The sequence below is a fragment of the Psychroserpens burtonensis DSM 12212 genome (assembly GCF_000425305.1).
GTDB classification, from domain to species: domain Bacteria; phylum Bacteroidota; class Bacteroidia; order Flavobacteriales; family Flavobacteriaceae; genus Psychroserpens; species Psychroserpens burtonensis.
Map to the genome: position 1 here is coordinate 85805 of NZ_AUDE01000011.1, position 17917 is coordinate 103721.

The following is a 17917-nucleotide window of genomic DNA, read 5'->3' on the forward strand; positions in this document are numbered from 1 at the left end:
TTAAAATGAAAAACGCCAACCAACTAGCAGTTATTTTCATGTTAAGTCTATTGTGTAATGCTTGCGCGACATATAAGCCTCAATATAAAAACGAGAATGCGTCTAATACATTGCCAGATAAAGAAATTGAACATTCGTTTTATTTAATTGGTGACGCAGGGAATTATGAACTAGGTGCATCTTCTGAAGTTTTAAATGCTTTTAAAATAGAATTAAGTGAAGCTTCAGGAAATAGTACAGCTATTTTTTTAGGAGATAATATCTATCCTATCGGGTTTCCAGATAAAAATCATAAATATAGAGAAGTTGCTCAAAAACGTCTTAAAGCACAAACAGACGTTACTCAGGATTTTAAAGGAAGAACTGTTTTTATTCCGGGGAATCATGATTGGTATTCTGGTATTAAAGGTCTAAAAAGACAAGAAAAGTATATTGAAGATGCGCTAGGGAAAAATACATTTTTACCAGAAAATGGTTGTCCAATTGAAAAAATTCATGTGTCTGACGATATCGAATTAATCCTTATTGACAGCCACTGGTATATCACTAATTGGGATAATCATCCAACACTTAATGACGATTGTGAGATTAAAACAAGAACTGCTTTTTTTGATGAATATAGTAGTCTAATAAAAAAAGCCAGAGGTAAAACAACCATAGTTGCTTTGCACCATCCAATGTATACTAATGGGTCTCATGGAGGGCAATTCACATTTGAGAGTCATATGAAACCACTTCCTATTCTTGGGACAATAAAAAATATAATTAGAAAAACGAGTGGACTTGCGAATGTTGATTTACAAAACAAACGTTATAATGAGTTTAAAAAACGTTTGGTTACCATCTCACAAGAAAATAAAAAAGTGGTGTTTGTCTCTGGTCATGAGCACAGTTTGCAATATATAATAGAAGATAATCTACGACAAATTGTAAGTGGTTCTGGCTCTAAGATTTCAGCGACACGTAATGTTGGAGGAGGGCAATTCTCATACGGAACTCCAGGTTATGCAAGACTGGATGTGTTTCAAGACGGTTCGTCATATGTGCGTTTTTATTCGGTTAATGATGACAGTATCGTTTTTGAAACTGAAGTGCTCGAGCAAGATGTAAAAAAATCATCAATAACGTATCCTGAGAGTTTTCCGAAGGAAATGGTAGCCTCAATTTATTCCGAAGAAGAAACAGATAAATCAAGGATTCATAAATTTCTTTGGGGAGATCGTTATAGAAAATTGTACAGTACTCAAGTGTCTGCTCCAACAGTAAATTTGGATACGATGTATGGTGGCTTAAAAGTGGTGAGAAAAGGAGGGGGTAATCAATCTAAGTCTTTACGTCTTGAAGATAAAAATGGTGCTCAATACGTCATGAGAGCACTCCGTAAAAATGCTGTACAATATTTACAGGCTGTCCTATTTAAAGATCAATATATTGAAGGTCAATTTGATGATACAAGTACTGAAGATTTAATTCTTGATGTCTTTACAGGTTCCCATCCTTATGCGCCTTTTGCGATTGGTACATTATCTGACGCTGTAGGTATTTATCATACAAACCCCGTATTATATTATATTCCGAAGCAAAAAACATTAGGTTATTATAATGATGAGTTTGGAGATGAATTGTATATGATTGAAGAGCATACCTCAGAAGGGCATAGTGATTTGGCGAGTTTTGGCTTTCAGGATGAGGTTGTTAGTACAGATGATATGATGAAGAAAATCCATAAGGATGAAGATATTGTTATTGATGAAGCCTCATACATTCGTGCACGTTTATTCGATATGCTAATAGGAGATTGGGATAGACATCAAGATCAATGGCGTTGGATAGAGTTTAAAGAGAATGGTAAGAAAGTATATCGCCCTTTGCCAAGAGATAGAGATCAAGCCTTCTCTATTATGTCTGACGGTGCTTTATTGACTGCTGCTGTAGCTATTATTCCAACAGCAAGATTACTTAGGAAGTATGATGATGATTTGGTAGATGTTAAAGGCGTTAATTTTGAGCCTTATCCTTTAGATATGGAACTCATCCAAGCTTCAGATAAAGCAGTTTGGGATGCTCAAGTAAAGGCCATTCAAAAGGGTATAACCAATGCTGTCATTGAAGAGGCGTTTTTAAACCTTCCAGAAGAGGTTCGTGATGAAAGTCTTGATGAGATGAAACAAAAATTAAGAGCAAGATTAGGTAACCTTCAAGCTATTTCAGATCGATATTTTAAATTGATTAATAGGTTTGCAGTAGTAAAAGGGACTAATAAAGATGATTATTTTACAATAGAATGTTTTTCTGATGGGAAAGTTAAAATAGTAGCACAACGTATTAAAAAAGGAAATAAAGGCGAGGTGTTTCATGAACGTATTTATAACAAAGAGTATACTAAGGAAATCTGGGTTTATGGACTAGATGATGACGATGTCTTTGAAGCTAAAGGGAAGAATAATAAGATTAAAATAAGATTGATAGGTGGGCAAAATAACGATATTTACATTATTCCTGATGGCGGTAAAATATCTGTATACGATTATAAAAGTAAGTCCAATGATGTTTCTCAAGCCCAAAACGCTAAGTTGAAGTTAAGAGATGATTATGAAACCAATGTATATGATTATAAAAAATTAAAGAATAATACCAATCAACTTTTTCCAACAATTGGCTCTAATCCAGATGATGGTTTGAAAATAGGGGTTAGTAATACCTATACAGCTTATGGTTTTGAGCGTAATCCATTTACGTCTCAGCATACGATTTCAGCAGCATATTATTTTGCTACTCAAGGATTTGATTTTAATTATAAAGGTGAATTTGCTAATATTATAGGGCATACTAACTTCGGTTTTGAGGTCCATTTCAACAGTCCAAACTATGCTGTAAATTTCTTCGGTTTTGGTAATAGTACTCCTAATCCAGAGGCAGATGAAGACGATGGATTTGATACAGGTTTAGATTATAATCGTGTAAAAATAAGAACCTTTAAAGCAATGCCTTCATTAATTTGGAGAGGCGAACAAGGCGCTAGTTTTAAAGTAGGTGTATTTTTCGAATCTAATGAAGTTGAAGAAACTTCAGGCCGATTTATAAATCAATTTATTCCAAATAATACTGAAATTAATGATGAATTCTATGGTATAGAGACACAGTATCATTTTGAAAATAGAGACAATGATGCTTTTCCTACTTTAGGTATGCAATTTGGTTTGCAAGTAGGTTATATAAATAATATTTCAACGAGTAAGGGTTTTTCTTACATATTACCAACCTTGGGGTTTGATTATAAATTAATTCCTAGCGGACAATTAGTATTAGCAACAAATTTAAGAGGACATCTTAATTTAGGTGACGACTTTGAGTTTTATCAAGCTGCTACTATAGGCGCTAATACAGGATTACGTGGTTATAGAAATCAACGCTTTACAGGAAAAAGTGCTTTTGTTCAATCTACTGACGTACGATGGGATTTTATGGATTTGAAAACAGGAGTACTTCCTATTAGTATTGGTATTTTTGCAGGTGCCGATTATGGTCGTGTTTGGACTGACGATGATTTAGTAGGCGACGCTTCTTTTAATAAAAATGATTGGAACACGTCTTTTGGAGGAGGCTTTTTTATAAACATGGCCAATATGATGAATGCCAATATTTCTGCCTTTAGCAGTGACGATGACGTACGTTTAGCTTTTAAATTAGGTTTTGGGTTTTAATCAATCGAGTCCAAAACTATATATATTTCCACCTTCATTTTTAGTTCTCTCGTCTGTGATAAGGACTTTGCGAGAGCTAATAAAGTTAATGCCTTCTTTTTGAGAATCGTGATTAAATTCAATGGCTTCAATTGTTCCATTTAAAAAATCGTCGGAGGTGTAATCAGTAAGTTTCCATAATTTATCATGGTTCAATAAAGCAACTATTTTGCCATCTTCACTAATATCTGCAGACGTTACTTTTGTGTTTTTTCCTTTTAATTTTACTTCGGACAGGTAACTAGCTTCATGATCACCTATAGTATTTGGCACTTTGAAAAGCTTTGTTTCTTTATGGTCTTTGCTGAAGATATAGAAATAATCATTGTACAGAAAAAAGGATTCAAAATCTTGAGATTTCATTTTCTTCGGAAGCTTAAAACTAATAACCTCTGCAGTACTAACAGCACTCGCCTTTTCAGGATTAGTGACTTTATAAATGGCAAAGTTTTTACGTTCTTTATTGTTATTTCCAAAATCACCAATATAGATATTTCCGGAGTCATCAGAAGTTAAATCTTCCCAATCGATATTTTGAATATTGTCAATACTAATATCCTTAATAATATCACCTTTAGCATTTAATCCATATAAATTGTTTTTATTGCCAGCATCTTCAATAACCCACAACAGATCAGAGTTCACAGTTTTTTCAATAGCTGAAATCTCTTTTAAACTTGAAGGTGAATCGGCAACCACAGTCAATTTCCCTGTATGACATGATGTAGAAATTAGTATGGTAAATAAGAGTAAATAGATATTCAATTTCATAGTGTGTATTTCAAAATTAAATAAAAGAAATTTTCTTCGTATTAGAAAGCTTAGACTCTTAAAGATTTGATAAAAATCATAATGTTGATATTTCTATGTTTGAATTTTATACATTTATACGCTATGAAAAAACCACTTAAAATGGGGCACCGAGGCGCAAAAGCTTACGTTATTGAAAACACTATAGAATCCATTGAAAAAGCACTTGAACTTGGTGTTGACGGTATTGAAGTTGACGTGCATAAATGCGCTTCTGGCGAGCTGGTAGTATTTCATGACTTTACTCTAGATAGAATGACTAATGGCTCTGGAGAATTAGGGAAATATTCGTTAAGTGAATTAAAAGCTTTAAAAGTCAAGCAACAATTTTCTATTCCAACACTTGAGGAAGTTTTGGCTGTGGTTGATAAAAAGTGCGTTATGAATATTGAGCTTAAAGGTAGGGATACAGCAAGTAGAGTTTGTAAAGTTATCACAAATTTTATTGAAGAAAAAGGATGGAAAAATGAGGATTTTATAATCTCTAGTTTTCAACATCACGAACTTGAAGACGTCTACAACATTAATCCAAATTTTAGATTAGGCGTGTTGACAAAAGCCAGTGTGACAGATGCTTTAGAATTTGCTCAAACCATTAATGCTTATGCGATACATCCAAATTATGCGTTATTATCAAAAGGTAATGTGAAGTTAGCTCAGCATGAAGGTTATAAAGTCATTACTTGGACTGTTAATGACGATGAATCTATAAAGCGTATGATTTCTTATGGTGTAGACGCGATAATCTCTGATAATCCAGATAGACTATGAGCCATTATGATATTATAATAGTTGGAGGAGGCGCTGCAGGTTTTTTTGCAGCGATTAATGTCGCTGAACAAAATCCAAAATTAAAAGTTGCCTTACTAGAGCGCGGAAAAAGCGGACTTCAAAAAGTGAAAATATCTGGAGGTGGACGATGCAATGTCACTCATGCAGAATTTATTCCATCAGAATTAGTGCGCAACTACCCAAGGGGTGAAAAAGAATTATTAGGACCCTTTCATCAATTTATGACAGGTGATACTATCCAATGGTTTGAAGACAGAGGTGTCGCTTTAAAAATTGAAGACGATGGTAGAATGTTTCCTGTGACTAATAGTTCGCAAACCATTATCGATTGTTTTCTAAAAGAAGCTCAAAAGCATAAGGTTGATATTTTGTATAATCATGCTTTGAAATCGATAATTCATTCAGGCAAAGATTGGCTTTTAGAAACTTCGCAAGGCGAATTCTCTGCCACTAAATTAATGCTGGCTACAGGAAGCAATCCTAAAATTTGGAAATTGTTAGAACAATTAGGTCACACGATATCACAAGCTGTACCATCATTATTCACCTTTGATATTAAAGATGAACGCATCAAAGATATTCCTGGAGTAGTAGCTCTGGATGTTGAGGTGAAAGTAGTTGATTCAAATTTATGGAGCGAAGGACCATTGCTTATTACACATGTAGGAATGAGTGCTCCTGCTATTTTGAAATTGTCTGCTTTTGGAGCCATAGAATTGGCCAAACGTGATTATGATTTTGAAATAGAAGTGAATTTTATAAAGCAGTCATTGGATGATTGTATTGAGCAATTAAAAACATTAAAGCACAATTTAGCAAAGAAAATAGTACTTAAGTCTGCTCAATTTGAATTGCCAAAACGACTATGGCAAAAACTGGTTTTAGCATCACAAATGACTATTGAAACACGTTGGGCAGACCTTACCAAATTTCAAATAGAACAATTAGCCTCTCAGCTTACTAAAGCAGTATTTCATGTGACAGGTAAAAGTACTTTTAAAGAAGAATTTGTAACTGCAGGTGGTGTCAATTTAAAAGAAGTGAATTTTAAAACCTTTGAAAGTAGGCTTCATGAAAATCTATATTTTGCTGGCGAAATTTTAAATATTGACGCTATTACTGGAGGATTTAATTTTCAGAATGCATGGTCAGGTGCTTATATTTCGTCACTTGCTATGTCTATTGGTGATGAGCTAGATTAGAATATGATTGTATTATATTTCTAAAGTCTTCAAAATTATAGGGTTTTGTAATGACTTGATTGATACCAGATTTCTGAGCTTTTTCTTCAATTTCATTAGAGTTTAATGCAGTTAAAGCTAAAATAGGAATATCAGGATTAAACATTCTAATATGTTTTGTGACTTCAAAGCCATCCATATCTGGCATATTGATATCCATTAAAATTAAATCAAAATTCTTATCCTTTACAATAGAAATACTTTGACGACCGTTAGATGTAGTTTCACAAGTATGACCTTTAATTTTTTCAATATTCTTTTTGGTTATAAGTAGATTAATTTTATTATCATCTACAACAAGTATATGCGCTTCTGTGTTATGTAGAGAATTTATAGTGCTTAAATCTTCTTTATTATTACGTGATATTTCAAATGTTGCTTCAAAAAAGAAAGTAGAGCCTTTCCCTTTTTCTGAAATAAAATCAATATCTGTATTGTGACTTTTCAGTAATGTCTTTACAATATAAAGTCCCAACCCAGATCCGCGACTATTTTGATCTAAAAACGTTTTGTTTTCAAAGGCATTAAAAACTAAAGAGCGATTTTCTTTAGCGATGCCTATTCCTGTATCCTTTACTTCAAATAGAAGCGTTACATGGTTTGCAGTTCTATCTTTCTCTTTTACACTAATTGAGACAGAGCCTTCTTTGGTGTATCGTATGCCATTATAAGCAAGGTTAATTAGTATTTGACTAAATGCTACTTTATCTATCAATATATACTCATCATCTTTGGATTCTTCAATATCTATATAAAAATTTAAACCTTTATTTTTAGCTGCTATTTCTACAGTGCTGGTTACATTTTTAATAAGATTATTCATCTTATCGGGCTTTAAGCGTAAATTTTTGTCTTCAAATCTTAGTTTAGTAGCTTGTAAAACATTGTCAATTAATAGCGATATATAATTACTTGAAGAAATCAATGAATTTAAATACTTCTGCCTCTTTTCTAAATCATCTTCTTGCTTTATGAGTGTTGCTAGGCCATTAATACCGTAAATAGGAGTCCTAAGTTCATGGCTCAATATGGAGAAGAATTCTAAACGCTCTTTATCGGTAGCAACAAGTTTATCATTGGTGACTTGTAGCTCTTTATTAATTAAATTTATATTTTTTTTTGCCTTATAGTAGAAAAGGAAAATAATAAGAGATAGAAATAATATAAAGCTTACTATTATGGTTGAAATTAAATACGTTCTTGAAAGCTGGGCTTCATTTTTACGCGTTTTTTCTGTGAGTTCCAACTGCTGTTCAGTGGTTATGATTTTATAAATAAGTTCACTGTTCTTTATACTTCTTTCTTCATAGTCTCTAAGAGCATCGTATTTGTAGGTGTCAGATTTTAGCAAATAGCTATTCGCTGAATCTAAGTCTTTGATATTATTTTTGTAATATAAAAATTTATAATAATTAAAGGTCGCAAGCTTCCTATACTTATCTTTTTCTCTCGATAATGCATCTTTGAGTTCATCTTCACTAATATTTAGTAATTGATCAAACCCATTCTTCTTGTAATTGTTGGATTTTATTTTTGCTACTGCATTGTGGTATTCAAAATATATTTTGAAGTTCTTCTTAGATACTGTGGTTTTGTATTGTTTTGAGTGTTTTAAAGTGTTAAAATCGGTGACGTCTAATTTTGAGATGGCATATTTGGTCGTTGATAAAAGGCTGTCGTTCTCTAAACTGTAATAGTGCTTTTTGATTTTGTTCACAAGATTTACAAATTGCAGCTCGCTATTGAGTTGCTTTGAATGCTGTTGAGTAATTGGATAGATGCTGTCAAATTTATTAAAGTATTTGCCATCGGCATATGTTGTCGTCAGTCCAGTTAGAGTAAGATCTTTTTCTTTACTCAATTGCAGTGAATCAAATATGGCTAGGGCTCGGTAGTAATAATCTTCTGCATTTTTGTAATTTCCCATCTCAGCTAATACTTTACCGAGATTATAATAGGTTTTAGCTTCAGCCGCTTTAAAGTTATTGTTTTTGGCAAATAATAGCGCTTCGCTTAAAAGAATTGTAGCCTCGTAAAGACTATCATTACTAATAAGTCTATCTAAATTTTGATTATCAAATGTACATGATGTTTCTGCTAGTTTATTTTCAGTTTGCGAAAAAGTGTTTAGGTTACAAAATAGAGTCAAGAAAAGAAAGAAAGCGGGATGCTTTTGTAAGTTTAAGGGCATTCTTGTAGGGTATTAATACGTGGGGTTCGGGTAAACCTACATGATTTTTAATTAGTAAGCATTGAAATATTCAGCTTAAACAAATTATTTTGCTCAGAAAAAAATAATCAATAAAAAGTAAAATTCATTACTTAGCATGTTTTGTAGTTCTAATGCGAGGTATAAATGTTGCTGGTCATAAAAAGTTCCAATGGCTGAGCTGCTTGATTTTCTGTTAAAAACAGGCTTTGAAGCGGTGAAGACCTATATTCAAAGTGGAAATAGTATTCTACAATCTTCAAATGATAATACTGAAATTGAACCTAAAATGAGAGGCCTAATCCAATCTCATTTTAAATTTGATGTTCCCGTTATGGCTAGAACTAAGGCTGAGCTGCATCGAGTTTTTGATGCTTGTCCATTTTTCGAAGATAAAAAGAAGAACAGTTATTTTGTTTTACTGAGTAAAATTCCAAAGCCACAATTGGTAGATGAGGTGATGAAAATTACTCATGATAACGAAGTATTTCACATCATCGATGATTGTATTTATTTTAATTATTTTGTCGGTTATGGCAATTCTAAATTTAATATGAATTCGTTTGAGAAAAAACTAAATGTAAAAGCCATATCACGTAACTTGAAAACAATAGTAAAGTTAATCGCAATGTCTTCGGAAAATTAAAAAGACCAATAGATATTGCTTATTTTTGCGAAATATAGATTAACAATTTTTAAAAGTCTGTTTTAGGCAGTCTTTGTTGTAGAAGTAATATTATACATGACTGAAAAAGATTTCATTTCAAAACCCTATTCAAAAACTCTAGAAAGCGGAAGTTTCACTTGGTCATCACCTAGTAATATCGCTCTCGTAAAATATTGGGGGAAAAAGGAAGATCAAATTCCAGAAAACCCGTCGATTAGCTTTACTCTAGATTATTGTAAAACAACCACGACGCTTAGTTTTTCTAAAAAAGAAAAGTATGAAGAGTTTTCTTTCGATGTGTTTTTAGATAGTGAACAGAAGGACGATTTTAAGCCAAAAATAGAAACGTTTTTCAAACGTATTGAAAGGTATTTACCATTTTTAAAAGCGTATCATTTTAAGATTGAAACGTCTAATTCCTTTCCGCATAGTTCTGGTATTGCTTCATCAGCCTCAGGTATGAGTGCTTTAGCGTTGTGTTTAATGAGCATAGAGCGGTCATTGAGTGAAGTAGATGTGACTGAAGTATACTTCAACCAAAAAGCATCATTTTTATCGCGGTTGGGCTCAGGAAGTGCCTGTCGAAGTATTGAAGGTGATTTGATTGTTTGGGGCACACATCAAGAGATTGGTGGTAGTTCAGATTTATTTGGGATTAAATACCCAAAAGATGTTCACGAAAATTTTAAAAACTATCAAGACACGATTCTTTTAGTTGATAAAGGCGAAAAGCAGGTAAGTAGTACAATTGGTCACAATTTGATGCATAACCATCCATATGCTGAACGACGTTTTGAACAAGCTCATGAGAATATGTCTAAACTGATTTCAATTTTCAAATCAGGAGATTTAGAGGCGTTTACAAAAATAGTTGAAAGTGAAGCGTTAACACTACATTCTATGATGATGACGAGTATGCCTTACTTTATTTTGATGAAACCAAACACCTTAGGAATTATTAATGCTATCTGGGCTTTTAGAACTAAAACCAATTCTAAAATCTGTTTTACTTTAGATGCAGGAGCCAATGTTCACGTCTTATATCCCGAAAATGAAAAAGAGACTGTCATAGAATTCATTAAAAATGAATTAGTTACTTATTGTCAAAATGAACATTATATTAGTGACCAAATTGGCTTTGGTGCACAATTAATTTCATAGATTTATAACGCTATTAACTATTGGTTTTAAACCAAACAACAGAATAATACGTATATTTGTTAAAGGAATTGCCCACAAAATATGAAAGGACCTCTTTTTTACTCTAAAATCTTACTCTTTGGTGAATATGGAATCATCAAAGATTCAAAAGGTTTGTCTATCCCTTATAACTTTTATAATGGTGCTTTAAAGACAGACGAAAATCCGTCGAAAGAGGCTATAAAGTCAAATGAAAGCCTAGGACGCTTTGTGTCTTACTTAAAAAATATTGAGGCAAAATTAGTGATTTTTGACATAGTGACTTTAGCTAGTGATGTGGAAGCAGGAATGTATTTTGATTCTTCAATTCCTCAAGGTTATGGTGTTGGCAGTAGTGGTGCCTTGGTCGCTGCTATTTATGATAAATATGCATATGATAAAATAACAGTTTTAGAAAATTTGACGAGAGAAAAATTATTAAAACTTAAAGCCATATTTTCTGAAATGGAATCGTTTTTCCACGGAAAATCCTCTGGATTAGACCCATTAAATAGCTATTTAAGCATCCCAATTTTAATTAATTCTCAAGATAATATTGAAGCTACAGGTATTCCAGCTCAACAAGCCGATGGTAAGGGAGCTGTGTTTTTATTAGACTCCGGTATTATTGGAGAAACGGCTCCTATGGTTCATATTTTTATGGAAAATATGAAGCAAGAAGGGTTTAGAAGCATGCTTAAAAATCAGTTTATCAAGCATACAGATGCTTGTGTAGATGATTTCTTAAAAGGTGATGTCAAATCATTATTCAAAAACACAAAGCAACTGTCTAAAGTGGTACTTAACCACTTTAAACCTATGATTCCTCCACAATTTCATGAGCTTTGGAAAACAGGAATCGAAACCAACGAATACTATCTTAAACTTTGTGGATCAGGAGGAGGAGGTTATATACTGGGCTTTACTGAAGATATCGATACTGCAAGACAAGCTCTAAAAGATTACAAGTTAGAAGTGGTTTATAACTTCTAATACGCTTTCGTACTTAGCTTTATTCAGGATTTCATCAAATTTTTTTTTATGTTTAATCGAAAACAGAAACACATTCTACTTAAGTTTTTTAGCATGTTTTCTGTAGTTCGGGGTTATAACATTCTCGTTATTGTTATTGCTCAATATTTGACATCTGTCTATATTTTGGCACATGACAAAACACTTAAAGAAGTTCTTTTTGACCTTAATTTGTTGATGCTTGTATTAGCATCTGCTGCAACAATAGCTGCTGGATACATCATCAATAATTTTTATGATTCTGAAAAAGACTTAATAAATCGGCCTAATAAGTCTCAACTTGACCGATTATTGAGCCAAAATACGAAACTCTCATTTTATTTCGTGCTCAATTTTTCAGCAGTCATTATGGCGAGTTATGTCTCTTTTGGAGCAGTGTTATTTTTCTCCCTTTATATCTTCGGAATATGGTTTTATTCCCATAAGTTGAAAAAGCTTCCTTTTATTGGGAATCTAACGTCTGCTGTGTTAACAATATTGCCATTTTTTGCCATTTTCTTATATTACAAAAACTTTGAATCGGTAATTTTTGTACATGCAGTTTTCTTGTTTTTAATGATTTCAATACGTGAATTGACAAAAGATTTAGAAAACCTTAAAGGCGATTTATTACTTAATTATAAAACCATACCTGTTGTTTATGGCGAAAATGCGTCAAAAATCATGTTGACGGTTTTGATCGCATTAACTAGCATTCCTTTGTATTTAGTACTCACTCGTTATGATGTGGGTCACATGTATTTGTTTTTCTACCTTTCTATAATCTTGTTGATAGTTTTTCTAATACTACTTTGGATATCAAAAACGAAAACTCATTTTTTGATACTGCATAATATTTTGAAATTTATTATTGTAGCAGGTGTGTTTTGTATTGTCTTAATTAATGTCAATGTTGTTTTAAACCGAATCTAAATGAATCATAAACTTAAAGTTGCTTTAGCCCAAATATCACCAGTGTGGTTGAATAAAATTGAAACACTTAAAAAGGTTGAAAATGCGATCAATGAAGCCTCAATAGAAAACGCAGAGCTCATTGTTTTTGGAGAAGGATTAGTTCCAGGATATCCATTTTGGTTGTCATTGACGGGAGGAGCAGAGTGGAATACTAAAGAGAATAAAGAGTTACATGCGCATTATGTTAAAAACTCAATTACGATAGAAAAGGGAGATTTAGAGGGTGTTTGTAAATTGGCAAAAGAGCATGAAATGGCAATTTATTTGGGGGTTATAGAGCGTCCGGAAGATCGCGGTGGTCATAGTATTTACGCGTCATTAGTATATATTAATCAAGAAGGAATTATCCAATCTGTTCACAGAAAATTACAACCAACATATGATGAACGTCTTACTTGGTCTCCAGGCGATGGTAATGGTTTGCAGGTGCATCCACTTAAAGATTTTACCGTTGGCGGTTTAAATTGTTGGGAAAACTGGATGCCTTTGCCAAGAGCAGCACTCTATGGGTTAGGTGAGGATTTACATATTGCTGTGTGGCCAGGAAGCGATCATAATACGAAAGATATTACGCGTTTTATTGCTAGAGAATCTCGCTCTTACGTGATTTCTGTATCATGTTTGATGTTTTCGAAAGATTTTCCTGATTCAACACCACATTTAGATAAAATATTAGAAAGGTCACCTAAGGTTCTAGCTAATGGCGGAAGCTGTATTGCAGGACCCGATGGAGAATGGTTGGTAGAACCTGTTTTGCTTAAAGAAGGATTGATTTATCATACTATAGATTTTAACCGTGTGTTAGAAGAACGTCAAAATTTTGATCCTGTAGGGCATTATTCAAGACCAGATATCACACAATTGTCGGTTAACAGAGAACGTCAATCTACGATTAAATTTGTAGATTAGTTCAACTAATATGCTACCTTTGCGGAAAATTTACATATCATGAGCAAACAGCAAGGAAAGTCGGGAAAAGGAAGTAATAAGCCTACTAATAAAAAATCAAGTAAAGGGCGTAGTGATGCAAAAGGGAAAAGTTTTGCTCGTGAAGAGGCTCCTATTAAGAAAAAGGCAGCTACACCTTCGGCATCAAAAAGACCTTCTAATCCTGATGAAATTAGATTAAATAAATACATTGCAAATTCTGGTGTTTGTTCTCGTAGAGACGCAGATATGCATATTGCTGTTGGTAGTGTTACTGTAAACGGTAAGATTATAAATGAAATGGGCTATAAAGTGAAATTTGAGGACGATGTTCGTTTTGATGGAGCTCGTATAAACCCCGAGAAAAAAACATATGTACTGTTAAATAAACCTAAAGGTTTTGCCACAACAACAAGTGATAGTAAAGGTAAAACAGTAATGGATCTTGTAGCTAATTCAACAACTGCTCGTATAAAACCAATAGGAAGATTAGGTAGAGGTTCAACTGGATTATTGTTGTTTACTAATGATGATTTGATTGTAAAAAAATTCACTAATTCTAAAACTGGTGTATCTCGATTATTTCAAATTGAATTGGATAAAGATTTGAAACATGAGGATTTTAAGAAAATTCAAGAAGGGATTAAGCCAATGGGTAAACTTGTAGCAGTAGAAGAAATTAGTTATATCGATGGAGCTCCTAAAACTCAAATAGGGCTTAAAATTAAAAACACAGGGAACTCTATTTTACATACTATTTTTGATTATCTAAAATATGAAATCGTACGTGTCGATTGTGTACAAATAGGTCACTTGACCAAAAAAGATTTACCTCGTGGTCACTGGAAACATTTAACAACGCAAGAGATCAATACCTTGCAGATGTTGTAATAATAGTTAAGATCTTATTTATCAATAGCATACCTTAATTATAAACAACTTTACTGTCATAAAACCCCTGATAAACAGATTTTTTGTGTCATTTGTAGATGTATTTTTATATATTAGGCCTTGAACTTGCATGGCCTACTATGAAAATTTCAACTCAGATTGTTTGTCTTCTCTATTTCTTTGTGTTTATATCAGTGCATGCACAGTCAGAATATACAGACGATACCATAACTGATATATCTAATTTTGAAATTTCAAAACAACTTCCAAAAATATCTAAAGATTCTACTCAGGTTGAGATGATAGCGCATATCGATTTAGCATTGATTTGGATGAAAAAAGAACACTACAAATTCAATTTTGCATCACCTTTAGTTTACGCCGAGGATGCTTTATTATTGGCAAATAAAATTAGTGACAAATCTTATCTACATGAGACCAGGAGTATACTAGGTAACATCATGCTGCGTATTAAGGATACCGCTAATGCAAAAGCGATGTTTCTGAAATCTTTAAAAGATGCTGAAGCTTCCAATGACAGCACGATTATATTGGCTAGTAAGGGGAATTTGGCAAACGCTTATTACTACACAGGTGGTTATAAGCATAAAGCAATAGCCACTTATATTGATGGTTTAGAAATTGCAAAACGTTTGAATGATACCACTAGGATGTTTATAATGCACCATAACGTATCTAGAATTTTTATTGAAAATAAAGATATAGAAAATAGTCAATATCACACTGGTGAATCAGCTAGATATTTGGAGTATCTGGATAACCCTTTCTATAAATCAGGACAACTTAGAAACGAAGGTATGTTGTATGTTCTTTTAAATCAGCCAGAAAAGGCAATTGAAAGGTTTAAAGAGAATATTAAAATTGCTGAAAGAAAAGAGGCAATGGATGGTATTATTGAGGGGTATCAAGGCTATATAAAAGCTTTAGAACTTAAAGAAGATTATAAAACACTTTATGAAGTTAGCAAAAAGCTTAAATTTTATACGGATAAGAAGTCGAAAGATGACGACAATCAAACAATTGATGCAGTAAAATCAAGTATTAGTGTAGCTCGTTATAAAGAGCAAATAAAATCTAAAGAGCTCGAAAAAGAACGATTAGAGCATCAGGCTGAGGATAGGGGTTTCGTGCTTTTTGTTGTATTGGGTGTCCTTATATTTATCTCTATAATATTTGTACAGACTTATAAGTCAAATATAAAGCGTAAGGTTTTAATAAAACATTTAGAGGACAAAAACGCTCTGTATTTAGAAGCCAAAATGCAAAGTGACGAACTCATAAAGGCAAAAGCCAAGTTTTTCGCGACAGTAAGTCATGAGTTGAGAACACCATTATATGGTGTTATTGGTCTCAGTTCAATACTACTAGAAAACAAAGATTTAAAAAAACATGAAAACGATTTAAAATCATTAAAATTTTCGGCTAATTATCTTTTAGCGCTTGTAAATGACTTATTGCACATTAATAAAATTGATAACCATAGTTTTACAGATGAGGAAGTTACTTTTAATATAGAGGATCTCTCTTCTACGATTATATCCTCCTTTGAGTATATAAGGCTACAGCATGAAAATAAAATAGAGATTGCTATTAGTAAAGATGTCCCTTTATTACTTAAAGGTAACTCAGTTAGGTTGTCTCAAATTTTTATGAATTTAATTGGTAATGCTTGTAAGTTTACTGAAAAGGGAGTGATTAGTTTAGACATAAAAGCTATTGCAAACACAGGTGATAAAGTAAAGCTTCAATTTATTATTAAAGATACAGGTCCAGGAATTGAGCAGCATAGACTCAAAGAAATCTTTAATGAATTCACTCAAATTGAATCAGAATCAAGCTCAAGAATGTATCAGGGAACAGGCTTAGGGTTGTCAATTGTAAAAAAATTAGTGGGGCAAGGTAAAGGTTCCATTTTTGTCACGAGTAAAATTGGAAAGGGTACTACATTTCAATTTAATTTAGAAATCAAAGTAGCATCTGAATCTGAAAAGAAACCTATACCAATTTTAGATTTCAAACAATTAATAAGTAAACGTATTCTTATCGTTGAGGATAATCGTATTAATCAAACTGTTACAAAAAGAATTCTCGAACAAGCAGATGTTATTTGTCAAATAGCGCAAAATGGAGAAGAAGCTATTATTCTAGCAAAACAATTTTCATATGACTTGATTCTAATGGATATTAATATGCCAGTAAAAAATGGTATTGAGGCTACAAAAGAGATTAGAACGTTTAATAAACTCATACCCATAATTGCGCTAACTGCAGTTGAAATAGAGGAACAGAAGTATCAAATTTTTGATTGTGGAATGAATGATATAATTTTGAAGCCTTACGATATAGACCTTTTTAAAAAGACGATTATTGCTAATCTATCACCGCAAGTCAAAGACGAATTAAGAAAATTAGCTTAATCAATTAATGTGATTGCTATTTAACGCTAAATGTATAAGTAGAAATCAAATCGTCACTAATATAGAGATGTACATCATAAAATCCATTGGAGTTAAATTGATATTCTAATTGAAGTGATTGGTTGTCTATAGTAATAGAGTTGGGCTTTACCTTTTTATTAGTAAATCCATCGTCAATTAAAAAATGAACACTTTCTATATCAATGATTTTTTTAAGTTGATATATAAATCTTACTATCTCATTTTTATGCAATGATTGATGCATCTGCTTTGGAGTATTGTGTTCGGTTAGGTTTGTGTATGCCTTACCATAGAGAATAGGTGCTGCTAGGAAATCATTAAATAAGTAGGCTTCGTTCTCCATAAGAGTCCATTTTTCGTCTTGAGGAAAGTGATTAATGATAAATAAATTAGTATTAGATAGAAAGTACCCATCATTATATTCAAATTTAAAAATATTGGTTTTAGGGTCAGGTATACCACTTGCCCATGTTGGGTCACACAGATACCACTTTTTATCCAATTTCACAGCATTCCAGGAATGGTTAGGAGGATCAAGTTCGTCAATATCTGTCATGCTAGTTCTACCATAACCATGAACAATCTCACAATTTAAATTAGCTAATTTAGAGAGCTCTTGCACAATGTAGGCATAGCCTGTGCAAAGGGTTCTTTCCTGTTTTAAAAGCTTACGAAAGACCTCTTTTTTAAAGCGGTCATTCCAAGTTTTGAGCTTGATACTATCATTTTGATACTTGTTTCTTTTGCGTTTGTTTCTTAGATAAAGAGTGTAATCATTTGCAATATTGTGACAAACCCACATATAAATGGCTCTAAAACGCTCAGCATCCGTATCTAAGTGTGATGTGAGGTTGTAAACGAGCATAGGCATATTATTAAGCCCTTCATTTTTGCATGACAATGCTGCTTGATCTGCTTTTGAAAAATCAATATGATCAAAGTCAGATATTTGAGCATGAGATTGAAATGCAACGATGAAGAGCAATAGATATCTCATATGCATATAATACGTA

13 protein-coding genes are annotated in these 17917 nt (G+C 32.7%); 10 read left to right on the plus strand and 3 right to left on the minus strand.

The window, feature by feature from the left end; all coding sequences use genetic code 11:
* Positions 1–5 precede the first annotated feature (5 nt).
* Complete coding sequence (locus H593_RS0104980) at positions 6–3704, plus strand: metallophosphoesterase (protein WP_028871424.1); 3699 nt, start codon at positions 6–8, stop codon at positions 3702–3704.
* Here H593_RS0104980 and H593_RS0104985 read toward each other — a convergent pair whose 3' ends face one another.
* A complete protein-coding gene (locus H593_RS0104985; protein ID WP_028871425.1) occupies positions 3705–4514 on the minus strand; it encodes a hypothetical protein in 810 nt (269 codons plus the stop codon).
* Between the two features lie 123 nt (positions 4515–4637).
* Between H593_RS0104985 and H593_RS0104990 the strand changes: the two genes are divergently transcribed.
* Positions 4638–5324, plus strand: a complete 687-nt coding sequence (locus H593_RS0104990) for a glycerophosphodiester phosphodiesterase (protein WP_028871426.1) — start codon at positions 4638–4640, stop codon at positions 5322–5324.
* Entirely contained in the window at positions 5321–6547 is a 1227-nt protein-coding gene (locus tag H593_RS0104995; RefSeq protein ID WP_028871427.1) for a BaiN/RdsA family NAD(P)/FAD-dependent oxidoreductase, read from the plus strand. Before H593_RS0104990 ends, H593_RS0104995 begins: the two co-directional genes overlap by 4 nt.
* Here the strand turns inward: H593_RS0104995 and H593_RS0105000 are convergent.
* Complete coding sequence (locus H593_RS0105000; protein WP_028871428.1) at positions 6525–8777, minus strand: response regulator; 2253 nt, start codon at positions 8775–8777, stop codon at positions 6525–6527. The genes H593_RS0104995 and H593_RS0105000 overlap by 23 nt on opposite strands.
* A 190-nt stretch (positions 8778–8967) precedes the next feature.
* Here H593_RS0105000 and H593_RS18525 point away from each other — a divergent pair, with 190 nt between their 5' ends.
* The 7 genes from H593_RS18525 (at position 8968) to H593_RS19890 (ending at position 16883) form a co-directional block, all read left to right on the plus strand.
* Positions 8968–9441 carry a DUF1697 domain-containing protein gene (locus tag H593_RS18525; protein ID WP_245585011.1) on the plus strand — a complete coding sequence of 158 codons (474 nt, stop codon included), beginning with the start codon at positions 8968–8970 and terminating at the stop codon, positions 9439–9441.
* A gap of 96 nt (positions 9442–9537) precedes the next feature.
* Complete coding sequence (locus tag H593_RS0105010; protein WP_028871429.1) at positions 9538–10623, plus strand: diphosphomevalonate decarboxylase; 1086 nt, start codon at positions 9538–9540, stop codon at positions 10621–10623.
* 81 nt (positions 10624–10704) lie between these two features.
* On the plus strand, positions 10705–11634 hold the full coding sequence (locus tag H593_RS0105015) for a mevalonate kinase family protein (protein WP_028871430.1): 930 nt from the start codon (positions 10705–10707) through the stop codon (positions 11632–11634).
* A 48-nt stretch (positions 11635–11682) separates the two neighbouring features.
* Positions 11683–12585: a geranylgeranylglycerol-phosphate geranylgeranyltransferase gene (locus H593_RS0105020; RefSeq protein ID WP_028871431.1), complete on the plus strand. Its 903-nt coding sequence runs from the start codon at positions 11683–11685 to the stop codon at positions 12583–12585.
* Positions 12586–13536, plus strand: coding sequence for a carbon-nitrogen hydrolase family protein (locus tag H593_RS0105025; protein WP_028871432.1), 951 nt, complete (start codon positions 12586–12588; stop codon positions 13534–13536).
* A gap of 39 nt (positions 13537–13575) precedes the next feature.
* Entirely contained in the window at positions 13576–14445 is an 870-nt protein-coding gene (locus H593_RS0105030; protein ID WP_028871433.1) for a pseudouridine synthase, read from the plus strand.
* 140 nt (positions 14446–14585) lie between these two features.
* The gene (locus H593_RS19890) at positions 14586–16883 is read left to right on the plus strand and encodes a response regulator (RefSeq protein WP_169338347.1); all 2298 of its coding nucleotides are present in this window, start codon (positions 14586–14588) and stop codon (positions 16881–16883) included.
* A gap of 16 nt (positions 16884–16899) precedes the next feature.
* On the opposite strand, the gene H593_RS0105040 is transcribed toward H593_RS19890, so the two are convergent.
* Positions 16900–17901: a transglutaminase domain-containing protein gene (locus tag H593_RS0105040; RefSeq protein WP_245585012.1), complete on the minus strand. Its 1002-nt coding sequence runs from the start codon at positions 17899–17901 to the stop codon at positions 16900–16902.
* Positions 17902–17917: the final 16 nt, after the last annotated feature.